Source organism: Acinetobacter sp. 1424608, from assembly GCF_000588255.1.
GTDB classification, from domain to species: Bacteria; Pseudomonadota; Gammaproteobacteria; order Pseudomonadales; family Moraxellaceae; genus Acinetobacter; species Acinetobacter nosocomialis.
Genome location: NZ_JFXL01000001.1, coordinates 223,210 through 235,642, shown reverse-complemented (window position 1 = coordinate 235,642; position 12,433 = coordinate 223,210). Strand labels below are relative to the sequence as shown.

Genomic DNA, 12,433 nt, shown 5'->3' with positions numbered 1-12,433 from the left:
ATGGTTTTCGATGCAAATTAACACTCCGTCACATTTTTTAATAAAACTCAATGAAGCTTGTATATGATGAAACAAGATGAATCCCTGATGACATCACGTCGGTTTGTACCGATGTTTTTTACACAGTTTTTTGGCGCATTAAATGACAATGTTTTTAAGCAAGCTTTATTGTTAGTCATTACATATGGTTGGATTCAACAACAATCTGCCCCTGTAAGTACACTCAATAATTTAGCAGCATTATTGTTTATTTTGCCATATTTCTTTTTTTCAGCAACAGCAGGACAAATTGCTGACAAATATGAGCGCTCACAACTTGTGCGTGGCATAAAAATATTAGAAATCATAATTATGCTTATTGGGTCTGCCGGTTTCTTATTGGGGCATTTATGGCTACTACTTCTGGCTTTATTCTTAATGGGAACACATTCCACTTTTTTCGGACCTATTAAATATGCAATTTTGCCTGAAATTTTAAAACCAAACGAACTTATGTCGGGCAATGCCTTATTTCAATCCGGTACATCGATGGCAATTTTATTCGGAATGATCTTAGGTGGTGCCGTAATTGCATCATCAGAAGGTAATTTACTGTGGATTAGTCTGACTGTAGTCGCTATTGCTTGCATAGGCTATTTATTTAGCCGTTTCATTTTACCCCAAAAAGTTGCTGCGCCAGATTTAGATATAGACTGGAACTTTATTCGTACAAGCTTCCAAACTATTACATATGCCAAAAGTTTACCGTTAGTGTTCACCATTTTATTAGGTAATTCGTGGTACTGGTTTTATGGGGCGACTTATTTAACGCAAATTCCGCAGTTGACTCAGCAAAATCTCCATGCATCAGAAAATGTAGTTAGCCTGTTACTCACCTTCTTCTCGGTCGGTATTGGGGTGGGTTCTCTTCTTTGCCGTAAAATTGGTGGTTCGGAAATTAATATTAAAATGGTGCCGATTGGTGCAATTGGCCTTACTGTTTTTGCGCTTTACCTTGCAGCGAGTCTAGCCTTTGTACCGGAGAAAACTGGAGCATTACTAACCTTAAAAGATATTTTCACTCAAGGTTGGGTTTACTACCATGTCATGATTGCCGTGACTTTATTGGGTATTAGTGGCGGTTTTTATATTGTTCCTTTGTATGCCATGATGCAGGCTTACTCACCGCGCTCACATCGTGCCCGAGTGGTCGCAGCAAATAACATTTTAAATGCTGTATTCATGGTTTCTTCAGCAATTTTCTCAATCTTAATCTTAAGTGTTTTAAAAATTGATATTAAAATACTATTTATTATTACAGCTGTACTTAGTGCAATCTTTAGTATCTGGCTTCTTGCCCGACTAAAACCAATGCTTGCCACAGCACATCTTTCTTTGGAGGACTAATTTATGCGCCACTATACGGGAATTGATCAACTTATTAACTCCTTTGATCAGGCATTACGTAGTCTTGTTCCAGGTGCAACAGCAGCACAGCGACAAAATCCGGCTGAAACGGCTGAAACAAAACTTGGAGTTGAAGATGCTCGCCATGTTGCAGGCTTAATGCGTGTTAACCATAGTGGTGAAGTATGTGCTCAAGCGCTTTATCATGGGCAAGCATTAACGGCGAAATTACCAAATGTACGCCGTGAAATGCAACAGGCAGCAATTGAAGAACAAGACCATTTAGCTTGGTGTGAAGACCGTTTAAAAGAGCTAAACAGCCATACAAGTTTATTGAACCCGATTTGGTATGGCCTTTCATATGGTATGGGTGCTCTTGCCGGTATTGCAGGTGATAAATATAGTTTAGGTTTTGTTGCTGAAACTGAACGTCAAGTTAGTCTACATTTGCAAGATCACTTAAACCAGTTACCTGCTCAAGATGAACGCTCTCGTAAAATTTTAGAGCAAATGAATGAAGATGAATTACATCATCGCCATACAGCGCTTGAAGCAGGTGGTGTTGAATTACCTTATGCAGTAAAAATCACAATGACTGCTATTTCAAAGCTAATGACTAAAACCAGTTATTACCTTTAAAAAAAACAAAGGATTGATCTCAATCAGATCAATCCTTTTTTAAAATATTATTTTAAACCATGATCATATTTGAAACGTTCAATATCTCGAATTGAGTTCCAATAGTTTCTGTTAATACGGTCACGATCAATTTGTAATTCTCTTAAAAGCTTACGATAACGTTCACGCTCTTCTGGCTTTAATTTTTCGTTATAAGCGCTATCAGAATATTGCTTAAACTTCTCGTCATAACGATCGTATTCATTTTTTGCATTGTAGTAATCGGAAGCTGCACGATAATAAGGTCTTAAACGATTACGCTGCTCAACTGGGCATACATTAATATTCCCGTTACCCTCTAAGGCGTTATAAAAAATATTTGATGGCTGGCAATAATATCCTAAGCCCTCTTTATATCCACGTTCATATGACTTTTGATCTGGAACAATATTAGCTTTCACACACGCTTTATAATATTGATCTAAACGCGGCGAAGAACCTTTTGAACCGTCTTTCTCACCCACTAATGACCAATTCGCAGTCTTACATTCTTCTACGCTCATTGCAGCACAACCTGAAAGGCTGATTGCTAAAATGGCTAAACCGATATTTTTCATATTAAGAGAACTCAAAAATAAAATTAAAAAAACGCAAAAAATAAAATTCCAGTCCATACACTATGTAAGTCCTGCTTTATTCAAGACTTATACATAAATGTTTAACTGGATAAGCGTTTAAGTTTAAAGCAGTTTGACCATCTCACCAAATTTAAGGATCACAAATTCTAATTATATTTAATTTTTAAAAGCGAAATCATGAACTATCAAGTGGCTCTTATACGTTAATTTTACTTTAAAAATTTATTATCAAAACAAAACTCAAGCCACTGATTATGAATATAAAAAATAAAAATTATTTATAAAACTCTCTTTAATCATTTTACTCTTTTTTTACGCGATTTACTTCAAGGGCTAAGGTAGGATTTTAGCTAAATAACCACCAAGGTTTTTTATAATGAGTACGCTTATTTACCCAAATTTAAACTTAAAAGATTCTCACTTTAAGGCATTTAAAATATCAGATGATTTTATTCCACCAACACAAGATCACACTTTCAACGCAGAACTTTTTTTAAAAGAAGTTGATGAATATTTAAATTTATATCCTCAGACTCAGCACATTGATATTTGTCTACATGACTTAAACGGGCATATTCGTGGTAAACGTATTGACGTTAAGAGTCTGAAAAATCTCTCTCATGGATGTTATTTTCCACTTTCTGTTTACGCCATGAGCCTTGATGGAAAAGTAATTGAAGAGACAGGATTAGGAAAATATATTGGTGAACCAGATAGACTTTGCCTGCCCATTTTAGGCAGCTTGCAACCAAGTGCCTTATCCCCAGAATTAAATGCTCAGCTTTACCTATCAATGCAAGAAGAAGATGGTACAGACTGTCGCTATGAACCACGCAATATATTAAAAAAAATATTAAATCAGTTACATACCCATAATTACTTTCCTGTCATGGCTGCCGAATTAGAATTTTATCTTTTCTCACCTCAGCATCAGGCTGAAACCTGTATAGAAAACCAATGTTTTGATATAGATGCACCCAATAACTACCAACAAGTCCTAGATGAGGTTGAAAAAGCTGCTCTACTACAATCTATTGAAATTACCGCGATTGTTGCGGAATCATCTCCTGGACAATATGAACTAAATCTTCAACACAGCCATGACATTTTGAAGCTATGCGATCAAATTAATGCTTTAAAAAGAATTGTAAAGCAAGTCGCAAGAAAGCATGACTTAACTGCTTGTTTCATGGCGAAACCCAACTTGGCAAAGGCTGGAAGCGGCATGCATTTTCATATGAGCATGCTGAATCAATACCATGAAAATATATTTAGTTCAGTTGAAGAGAAAGATGAACTTTCTACCAACTTACTCAGTGCAATTAGCGGACTTATTGAGCTAATGCCTGCATCTATGGCGATTTTAGCGCCTAATATTAATTCTTATAGACGTTTTAAAATTGGGCATCATGTGCCATTAGAAGCCAATTGGGATACCAATAATCGTAATGTCGCAATCCGCATTCCGTGCTCAGATGTACAAAATCAACGCTTAGAATATCGTGTTGCTGGCGCTGACTGTAATCCCTATCTGGTTACAGCAAATATTTTAGCAGGTGTATCTTACGGCTTATCTCATAAATTACCACTACCAAAACCTGCTCATCTTTTAAAATTTCCAGACGAGCATATTTTATTAGCTACCAATCAACCAGAAGCCTTAAAAATATTTAAAGGAAGTCTTATTTTAAAAGGATATTTAGGCGCTGACTTTGTCGAACATTGGTACACGGTTAAGCAGGCTGAATATCAAAACATTTATAGTCAAATGACTGAAGCAGAACAACATTGGGATATATAAATAAAAAAAGCAAAAAAACTATAAACCACTTTGCAAACCCTTAGGGAGAAATACCCTAAGGTTTTTTTTATATCTAATTAATGATTTTTCTGTTTAGCTAAAAAACGCAATCCAACACCAGGTTCAGTTGCAATATAGCGTGGCTGAATTGCGTTATCCCCCAGTTTACTGCGTAACTTGCCCACTAAAATACGTAAATAGTGCGTATCTTCCTGATGGGTTGGGCCCCATAGTTCTTTTAAGAGCTGTGGCTGGGTTAAAAGCTGTCCTTGATAGCGCATTAACAATGTCAAAAGTTGAAATTCTTTTCGAGTTAACGTAATTGGTTGTTGCTCGACCCAAACCAAACGTTGCGTAACATCAACTTTAAGATAACCATCGTCATAGACATGCGCTTCTTGCTGAATCGGTTGGTTTCTTAAAATGACACGTATGCGCGCCAAAAGCTCTTGCACACTAAAAGGCTTGGTCATGTAATCGTTTGCGCCAGCATCTAGCAAAGCAACTTTTTCGTATTCGTCAGCCCTTACAGATAGCACAATAACCGGTACATTCGACCAGCTACGTAATTCTTGAAGCACTTCTTTTCCGTCTAAATCGGGTAAGCCCAGATCTAGAATAACTAAGTCAGCACCTTGGGTCGCCAAAGTTTCTAAGCCTTTGTAACCTGTCTCACAGAGCATGGTCTTATATTTTTGTGTTCTTAAAGCGATGTCTAAAAATTTACGGATTTGAGGCTCATCATCAATAATCACAATACGTGTTTCTACAGGTGATGTTTCGGAACTTATCATGAATTTACAACTTATTCTTTTACTGGGTGAATGGGTAATCTGATTTGAATTAAAGTACCTTTATTTTGGCGCCCTGAAAATGCTTCTATTGTACCCATATGAGCACCAATAATCGCTTTTACGATTGTAAGCCCTAAACCAGTACCAAACTTTCCACGGTCTCCTCGTTCCATCGTGTAAAACATATCAAAAATGCGATGTCTTTCATCTTCAGGAATTCCCGCACCTCTATCTTCAATTTCAATTTTTACTTCATCTTCTAATGAAAGATGAGCACGAATCATGACTGGTTCATCTGGAGGTGAAAAGTTTGCGGCATTTTCTAAAACATTAAAAATAGCTTGCTCTACCAGTGCAGGGTGAACATATAAACTAATTTGTTGCTCAGGTAACTGAACCATCACTTGAGTATCTGGCTTATAACGCTTTAAACGGCGGGTTGCCGAACCAATTAACTCATCTACCCCAATCCAGTCTCTTTTCAAGGTTAGACCTTCGTGGCCTAAGCGCGTCATATCAAGCAAGTTTTGAATATAACGGTCTAGACGCTCACCTTCTAAATGAATTGTTTCAAGTAAATCTTGCTGGTCTTGTTCTGACATATCAGCTTTAAAATTGGCAAGCGTATCTGCGGCTCCAATAATAGAAGCAAGTGGTGAACGTAAATCATGCGATACCGAAGATAATAAAGCAGAACGTAAACGCTCTGTTTCACTGGTCACTTTTGCTTGTTCAAGTTCATTGACCAATTGGGTTCGAAGTGCTGCCTGTGCAATATACTCAATTACACTTTCAGTTAGTTTTTTCTGCTCAAAATTTAGATAAACCACGTCATCTTTAAAGTAAATTCCCACTATACCTAGGCTATTTTTTTGCTCTAAAAGTGGTAAAAACCACCAGTTCGATTGACTAAGGGTATCGGTAAAACGTCCACACGGCTGTTGATGTTTCAAACACCATTCTGCAGCTACTTTTTCCTTATCATTTAGTTCTATGTCAGATGAAATAACTCTATCTTGGATAGAAATCCACACTTTAGTTTGAAGCTGGGTTTCTAAAGTCATACGACCGGTTTGCATGACTTCTTCAAGATTTACTGCACTAGAAAGCTTACGTGCCAAGTCTTGCATTACTGTGGTGTAGGCATTGGCAGCTTTTAAAGATAAAACTTGCTGGCGTAACTGAGAAGCCAACCGCCCAGCAATTAAAGCTGCTGCAAAAAAAGCAACAACGGTAACCACACCTTGGTGTGCTGAAATTTGAAATGTAAAACGTGGTGCTATAAAGAAAAAGTTATAGGCTAAGAAACAAATAAGAGCGGCGACTACTGCAGCAAGCATTCGGGTTTTAGTGGCTACAATTAAAACTGAAATAATAAAAATGACAGAGAAGTCTTCAATACCCAATAGAACTTCGGCAAAGTGAGCTATAAAAATACTTGCACATGTTACCGCTAAAACAAAAACACTTTCTTTTAATGATAAAAATAATGGCTTCTCAAGTTGAGCTGTCTTTTTAGTGCCCTGTTCTGGGTGCAAAATCGTTAAAGCAATCGAGTTTTCTTGATTTAATAATTGCTGAGCTAAATTTTTCTTAAATAACTTTGACCACCACGGTGAAATACTTTTACCAATAACCAGATTGGAAATTCCTCGGTCAACCGCGGCATCCATTAACACTGACGCAACTCGATGCCCATATAAGACTTCTGTTCGACCACCGAGTTGTCGAGCCAGCTCAAATGCGCGGTCGATTTCAATATATTCTTTTTTATATGAATTTCCCGAACTCTGTCCCAAGTCCAAACTTTTAGCAACATTCACTACAGTCCATGTTGCTCCATAGCGTTCAGCTAAACGACAACCTGCCCGCACTAAATATTCAGAAGAACCTTGTCCATCTATCGCAATCATTAATTCATTTTGTAGTGAGATAGACTTCAAGCCTTTAGAGGCATAACTTTCTTTTAAGTCCGAATCGACATGCTCAGCAACGCATTGCATTGCCAGTTCACGCAATGCAGTTAAATTTGAAATGCTAAAAAAGCCTTGTAATGCCAGATTCGCTTGCTCTGGCACATAGACTTTTCCTTGATGGAGCCTTTCAATGAGTTCACTGACAGGTAAATCAATTAAACGAATATCTCGAATACGGTCAAACACCCGATCTGGCACAGTTTCATTTACTCGAATGCCCGTAATCTGATGTACCACATCATTTAAGCTTTCTAAATGCTGAATATTCATGGTGGTAAATACATCAATACCCGCATCTAGTAATTCATTGACATCTTGCCACCGTCGTTCATGGCGACTATTGGGTATATTGCGATGAGCCAACTCATCAACTAAAACAATTTCCGGATGCCTGAGTAAAATAGCATCCAAATCCATTTCTTCTAAAGTATGCCCCTGATATTGCATTTCCTTTCTAGCAATTTGAGGCAAGCCTTCCAAAATTTTTAGAGTTTCTATTCTTCCGTGGGTTTCAACAATACCAACAACAACATCTGTACCTTGTTGAAATAACTCTTTAGCGCGAGCGAGCATGGCATAGGTTTTTCCTACACCAGGCGCTGCACCGAGAAAGACTGTTAGTCGACCGGCTTGATATCTATTTACATGATTTAATAAGGCCTCAGCCTGATTTTCGCGATTGCTTTGCACTTGATATCATCCGGTAAACTAACAATTTTATTTTTAAGTTAATGTGTAGATTGTAATTGATCTAAAGCGATATTTAGCTCTAATACATTAACACGAGCTTGCCCTAGTACACCAAACTGAACTGGTTCAATATGCTTTTGGAGTAACTCTTCTACAACTTTAGGGTCTAAATGACGCGCTTGAGCTACTCTGGCAACCTGTAACTGAGCAGATTCAGGACTAATATGCGGATCGATACCACTACCTGATTTAGTCACCAAATCACTTGGAATAGCTGTATTGCCCGTATGGTCTTGTTTTTTTACCGCAAGAATCTGTGCATCAATTTGTTTTTGCAGCTCTGGATTAGTAAGGGCTAAGTTTGTGGCCCCCATAGACATTGGGTCATAAGCAACCGCTGAAGGACGTGGGTGAAAATAAGTTTCCCCAACAAATGGCTGAGCGACTAATTTTGACCCTAGAACCTTATGGTTTATTTCAATCAAACTACCATTTGCTTGATTGTTAAATAACACCTGTCCCGCACCTGTAGCGATCGCACTATAAACAGCACCACAACCCACAAGAGTAAAAATTAGAAGTCCGAAAGATGCTCTTAAGGTCTGACCCAAATTTGCTTCTGAATTTTGTGCATAAGTTTTCATTTCAAACTCCAGATTACAAACCAAATAATTGAACAATAACAACATCAATCGCTTTAATGGCAATGAATGGTAGAACCACACCGCCCACCCCATAAATCAACATATTTCGACGTAGTAACTGAGTTGCAGTTGAAGGTTTAAATTTCACGCCTCGGAGTGCGATTGGAATTAATAGCGGGATAATAATCGCGTTAAAAATTAATGCAGATAAAATCGCGCTATTTGGACTCGCCAAATGCATTACATTCAATACTTGCATTTGTGGAATCGCAGCAGCGAACAACGCAGGCAAAATGGCAAAGTATTTAGAGACGTCATTTGCTAACGAAAATGTTGTCAAAGCACCGCGGGTAATTAGTTGCTGTTTCCCAATCTCAACCACAGCAAGAAGTTTGGTTGGATCTGAGTCTAAATCAACCATGTTGCCGGCTTCTTTTGCAGCTTGTGTACCCGAGTTCATGGCTAAGCCAATATCGGCTTGTGCTAGTGCTGGCGCATCGTTAGTACCATCACCGACCATCGCAACTAAACGACCTTGTTGTTGTTCGGTGCGAATACAAGCGAGTTTATCTTCTGGTTTTGCTTCGGCAATATAGTCATCTACACCCGCTTCAGCAGCAATCGCAGCAGCGGTTAATGGGTTATCACCTGTGACCATGACAGTTTTAATACCCATTTCTCTTAAACGAGCAAAACGTTCTTTAATACCGTGTTTAATTACATCAGAGAGTTCAATCACACCCAATACATGATGTTGATTTGCAACAACCAACGGTGTTGCCCCTTTTTTAGCAACTTGTTCAACACGTGCTTTTAACTCTAGATCTTGAGAATAATCTTCATCTACAAATTTCAAGATTGCATCTAAAGCACCTTTACGAATTTGCTCACCATTCGGTAAATTCACACCAGAAATTCGAGTCGAAGCACTAAAAGAGATAAATTCGGCTTGCTCAGGTTCTTGCTGTTTTAAACCTTGTTCTTTTGCTAACTTAACAATCGATTTCCCTTCTGGTGTTGGGTCGGCAAGTGAACTTACCCAAGCAGCAGCTCTCAACTCCGACTCACTTACAGAAGTTAAAGGATAAAAAGAAGTCGCTTGACGGTCACCATAAGTAATGGTTCCTGTTTTATCGAGTAAAAGCACATCAATATCACCCGCAACCTCTACTGCTTTACCTGATTTCGCCAAAACATTGGCTTTGAGCGCGCGGTTCATACCCGCAATACCAATCGCAGGTAACAAGCCACCAATGGTTGTTGGAATTAAGCAGACCAACAGCGCAACGAGCACGACTGGATCAAGTTCAATATCCAAATAATGAGCAATAAACGGCAAGCTAATCACAACAATTAAGAAGGTAATTGTCATCACCATTAATAAGAAGCCAAGTGCAATCTCATTTGGTGTTTTTTGACGATTTGAACCTTCAACCAAAGCAATCATACGGTCTAAGAAGCTTTGACCAGATTCAGCAGTCACTTGCACAACAATACGATCTGTAAGAACTTTAGTCCCACCAATAACACCTGAACGGTCAGTTCCAGCTTCACGTAGCACAGGTGCAGACTCACCTGTAACAGCCGATTCATTAATGGTCGCAAAGCCTTCTACAATCTCACCATCGGCTGGAACAAGCTCACCTGCATGAACTTCAATATAATCATTTAAATGAAGTTCAGTAGCTGCAACTTGAGTTGCTTGGCGGTCTGTCAAAGAATTAAGTCTTCGAGCAGTCAAGTTTTCTCTTGCTGCACGTAATGAAGATGCCTGTCCACGACCTCTAGCTTCTGCAACCGCTTCAGCATAGTTAGCAAATAAAATCGTAATGAACAAAATTGCTGTGACAACCAAACCGAATACCAGTGTGGCATATCCCATTAAGGTACTTAGAGCAGTGATTACTGTTCCAAGCCATACAATTGCCATGACTGGATTTTTAATTGCATGCTGGGGTAACAATTTTACAAAAGCATTTTTCCAAACTTCAAAACTTGGTACTGCCACAGTTGTTTTATGGCTATTTATATGAGTTTGTGTATTCATTTTCACTCGCCTCCTTAGCCTTTAACCAACAAAAGTTGATCGGCAATTGGCCCAAGGACAAGAACTGGCATAAATTGTAATAAGGTAAGCAATACAACAATCGTAATCAGCGTTAAGGCAAAGGTTGGCGTTTCAACCTGAAGGCTACCTGTTGTTTCGGGTGCTTTTCTTTTTGCTGCTAAACGTGTCGCAATCATTAATGGCAAAATTAATGTCGGGAAGCGTCCTAAAAGAAGAGCAAGACTACAAGTGACATTCCACCATACGGTGTTGTCTCCAAGGCCTTCAAAACCTGAACCGTTATTAGCAAACGCAGAAACATATTCATAGAACACTTGGCTAATACCGTGTGGTCCAGGGTTTGTGATACCTGATAATCCCGGAATACTAAGACTCAAGGCTGTAAAAGCCAGAATAATAAGAGGCTGAATTAAGATAATAATCGCAAGTAACTTGATCTCTGCTGCTTCAATTTTGCGCCCAAACAATTCAGGTGTACGGCCTGTCATTAAGCCTGCAATAAATACAGCGAGTAACAGATAAATCATAAACTGTTGCAGACCACAGCCCACACCACCCCAAATGGCATTAATCAACATATTAATGAGTTCAACCAGCCCAGTAAGTGGCGCAGAAGAATCGTGCATCATATTGACCGAACCATTATTCACTTGTGTGGTCAGCGCAGCCCAAACTGCTGATGCTGCTGGTCCAAATCGTTGCTCTTTACCTTCCATTACTGCAATTTGAGATGCTGTCGATGACATACTTTCAGACCAGACAGCTGCTGCACCTGAAATAACCGACATGAAAAGCATGCTACCAAACACAAAATAGGCAAATTTTTTGCGTCGAGTAAAATGTCCCACCATAAAAACGACTGTAATTGGAATGAGTAAAATCGCTATCATTTCTAATAAATTAGATAGTGGCGTTGGATTTTCTAAAGGTACAGAACTATTTGGACCATACCAGCCGCCACCGTTACTACCCAATTGCTTAACAGCAACCATGGGTGCAACTGGTCCTAATGGAATTTTTTGGGTTTGTACTGTATTTGCTTTATCAATAAGCTGTACTTCCGGCCCACCCTGAAAAGTTGCAGGTACGCCTTGGCTGTTAAGCAACAATGACCAAACAAAACAGAGAGGAAGCAAGAAACGGACTGTAGGGCGTATTACATCTGCCCAATAGTTACCAATTAAAATTTGATCTGGCTGTTCGGCAATATCAGCCGCAATATGGCTAGGACGTTGATAAAAGAAAGCTCTTAAGGTCGCAACAACTAAAGCCAGCCCCATCATTGGTGTGATGACTTGCAAACCTACAATCCCTGTCATTTGCGATAAATAAGACAATTGAGCTTGACCAGAATAGTGCTGTTGGTTGGTGTTGGTTAAAAATGAAATAACCGTGTGTAATGCTAAATCCCAGCTCATATTTGGTGCATGATTTGGGTTTAATGGCAGCCATGCTTGCGTCATAAAAATAGCAAAAACTGCTACAGCTAAAAAAATACAGCTAACAACAAATGCTAAAGAATATTGTTTCCAGTTCATTTGTTGTTGCGGAGATATACCTAACAAGCGATAGACAGGATTTTCAATCCAACGAAATAATCCATCGCCAACCATCGGCTGATTTGCCATCACTTTGGATAGATATTTACTGAGGCACCATGCTAGAAAAATAGCAATAAATAAAACAAGAATAAGTTCTAACATGGCTATTCTCCTCTATACCCCTTGGCTTGATTTGCCAAAATGGAAATAAGGAGAGATGAGCAGATATCATTTGTTTTTAGTCCGCATAAGACTATGCCAGACTGATGCAAGATGC

General features: G+C 38.8%; 9 protein-coding genes. 3 read left to right on the top strand and 6 right to left on the bottom strand.

Going from position 1 to position 12,433, the window contains the following annotated elements:
• Nucleotides 1-63: 63 nt before the first annotated feature.
• Together J678_RS05870 and coq7 are read left to right on the top strand one after the other, a co-directional pair.
• Complete coding sequence (locus J678_RS05870) at nucleotides 64-1,386, top strand: MFS transporter (protein WP_004708110.1); 1,323 nt, start codon at nucleotides 64-66, stop codon at nucleotides 1,384-1,386.
• Nucleotides 1,387-1,389: 3 nt separating this feature from the next.
• Entirely contained in the window at nucleotides 1,390-2,025 is a 636-nt protein-coding gene (gene coq7, locus J678_RS05865; protein WP_002049350.1) for a 2-polyprenyl-3-methyl-6-methoxy-1,4-benzoquinone monooxygenase, read from the top strand.
• A gap of 47 nt (nucleotides 2,026-2,072) precedes the next feature.
• On the opposite strand, the gene J678_RS05860 is transcribed toward coq7, so the two are convergent.
• Nucleotides 2,073-2,621 carry a DUF2799 domain-containing protein gene (locus J678_RS05860; protein ID WP_025466134.1) on the bottom strand — a complete coding sequence of 183 codons (549 nt, stop codon included), beginning with the start codon at nucleotides 2,619-2,621 and terminating at the stop codon, nucleotides 2,073-2,075.
• Nucleotides 2,622-3,018: 397 nt separating this feature from the next.
• On the opposite strand from J678_RS05860, the gene J678_RS05855 reads away from it, so the two are divergent.
• On the top strand, nucleotides 3,019-4,443 hold the full coding sequence (locus tag J678_RS05855) for a glutamine synthetase family protein (protein WP_017393278.1): 1,425 nt from the start codon (nucleotides 3,019-3,021) through the stop codon (nucleotides 4,441-4,443).
• Between the two features lie 77 nt (nucleotides 4,444-4,520).
• Here the strand turns inward: J678_RS05855 and J678_RS05850 are convergent, their stop codons facing one another.
• The 5 genes from J678_RS05850 to kdpA are packed head-to-tail and all read right to left on the bottom strand — an operon-like array spanning nucleotide 4,521 to nucleotide 12,318.
• Entirely contained in the window at nucleotides 4,521-5,237 is a 717-nt protein-coding gene (locus tag J678_RS05850) for a response regulator (protein ID WP_017393279.1), read from the bottom strand.
• A gap of 11 nt (nucleotides 5,238-5,248) precedes the next feature.
• A complete protein-coding gene (locus J678_RS05845) occupies nucleotides 5,249-7,903 on the bottom strand; it encodes a sensor histidine kinase (protein WP_031956219.1) in 2,655 nt (884 codons plus the stop codon).
• A gap of 38 nt (nucleotides 7,904-7,941) precedes the next feature.
• The gene (gene kdpC / locus J678_RS05840; RefSeq protein ID WP_017393598.1) at nucleotides 7,942-8,547 is read right to left on the bottom strand and encodes a potassium-transporting ATPase subunit KdpC; all 606 of its coding nucleotides are present in this window, start codon (nucleotides 8,545-8,547) and stop codon (nucleotides 7,942-7,944) included.
• A 13-nt stretch (nucleotides 8,548-8,560) separates the two neighbouring features.
• A complete protein-coding gene (gene kdpB / locus J678_RS05835) occupies nucleotides 8,561-10,600 on the bottom strand; it encodes a potassium-transporting ATPase subunit KdpB (protein WP_086222550.1) in 2,040 nt (679 codons plus the stop codon).
• An 8-nt stretch (nucleotides 10,601-10,608) separates the two neighbouring features.
• Nucleotides 10,609-12,318 carry a potassium-transporting ATPase subunit KdpA gene (gene kdpA / locus J678_RS05830; protein WP_017393596.1) on the bottom strand — a complete coding sequence of 570 codons (1,710 nt, stop codon included), beginning with the start codon at nucleotides 12,316-12,318 and terminating at the stop codon, nucleotides 10,609-10,611.
• Nucleotides 12,319-12,433 lie beyond the last annotated feature (115 nt).

Excerpts from the sequence above, each read along its gene's own strand:
- coq7 (WP_002049350.1), top strand. The coding sequence starts at position 1,390 with ATGCGCCACTATACGGGAATTGATCAACTTATTAACTCCTTTGATCAG.
- J678_RS05850 (WP_017393279.1), bottom strand. The coding sequence starts at position 5,237 with ATGATAAGTTCCGAAACATCACCTGTAGAAACACGTATTGTGATTATT.
- kdpC (WP_017393598.1), bottom strand. The coding sequence starts at position 8,547 with ATGAAAACTTATGCACAAAATTCAGAAGCAAATTTGGGTCAGACCTTA.
- J678_RS05860 (WP_025466134.1), bottom strand. The coding sequence starts at position 2,621 with ATGAAAAATATCGGTTTAGCCATTTTAGCAATCAGCCTTTCAGGTTGT.
- J678_RS05855 (WP_017393278.1), top strand. The coding sequence starts at position 3,019 with ATGAGTACGCTTATTTACCCAAATTTAAACTTAAAAGATTCTCACTTT.
- kdpA (WP_017393596.1), bottom strand. The coding sequence starts at position 12,318 with ATGTTAGAACTTATTCTTGTTTTATTTATTGCTATTTTTCTAGCATGG.
- J678_RS05870 (WP_004708110.1), top strand. The coding sequence starts at position 64 with ATGATGAAACAAGATGAATCCCTGATGACATCACGTCGGTTTGTACCG.